This window comes from Acinetobacter lactucae (assembly GCF_013344765.1).
Lineage (GTDB): Bacteria > Pseudomonadota > Gammaproteobacteria > Pseudomonadales > Moraxellaceae > Acinetobacter > Acinetobacter lactucae_A.
Genome location: NZ_JABVBF010000349.1, coordinates 1 through 1,057, shown reverse-complemented (window position 1 = coordinate 1,057; position 1,057 = coordinate 1). Strand labels below are relative to the sequence as shown.

Annotated in this window: 2 protein-coding genes; both read right to left on the bottom strand. The window is 32.5% G+C overall.

Features of this window, described 5'->3' with window-relative positions; translation table 11 throughout:
• Positions 1-283: AzlD domain-containing protein (locus tag HUN22_RS17245; RefSeq protein ID WP_174731950.1), on the bottom strand; the 283-nt coding region annotated here is incomplete at its 3' end.
• 1 nt (position 284) lies between these two features.
• On the bottom strand, positions 285-1,001 hold the full coding sequence (locus HUN22_RS17240) for an AzlC family ABC transporter permease (protein ID WP_174731947.1): 717 nt from the start codon (positions 999-1,001) through the stop codon (positions 285-287).
• Positions 1,002-1,057 lie beyond the last annotated feature (56 nt).

Genomic DNA, 1,057 nt, shown 5'->3' with positions numbered 1-1,057 from the left:
ATCCTAAACTTGCTATCACACTTAAAAGCACTTTTTTTAGATAAATAGCGATCACAACACAAAAGATTGCTGCATAAATATAAGAATTATTTACCACACCTCTTAAATGATCACCATCAAAAAAAATAACTGGAATGCAGATTGCAGTTAATAAACAAGGGGCAGAATAATTAAGCATCTTATTCATAATAAGTGGTAATTTAATTTTAACAGTGGGTTCCAAAAAATAATAACGATTAAAAAAGACGATTGCTGCCAAACCTAAAATCATAAACCAAGACATATTATTGCTCCTTACCTCTTTTTTCAGTTAACACAGCAACCAACATCCCTATTAATCCTGAAAGTAAAATCGCACCCTCGATTTGATAAAATTTAAATAAAAACCCAATTAAACAAGTTATTAGAACACCAGCTATGACTGGAAATCCTTTACATAAAGGCACAATCATGGCAATAAAAATAGCAATGATCGAAAAATCCAAATGATAATTTAAAAGATCAGGTATCACTGTTGCCAACAGTATTCCCATCAAACTAAAAGCAACCCAAAATAAATAAAAACACAGTCCAGCTCCTAAAAGATATTCCGAACTTCTTTTTTCAAAGGGAGCACTCACCGCAAACAATTCATCTGTTAATAAAAAGCCTAAACTTAATCGTTTAGGTAGGGACAAAATAGAAATATCATTTCTTAAAGTTAATGCATAAATAAAATGCTGAGCGGTTAAAAAGAAAATAGTCAAATAAATTGTAAAAACAGATGCACCCTCCATAGCCATGCTTAAACTGACTAATTGCGCAGCACCAGCAAAGACAAGCCCAGACATGGCAAGTGCTTTATAAAAAGATAAACCTGCATGAATTGCCATAGAGCCTGCCAAGATTGCCCAAGGAATAACAGAAATTGACAAAGGCAAAATATCCATTGCACCACGTAAAAAAAGATAGGATGGCTTATTTTTTGGAAACCTCACCAACTGATGAAGCTGAATATTCATATATAAAATCCAAGATAAAAGATCTCTCTATAAAATGCTTAATGAGAGTTGATTTA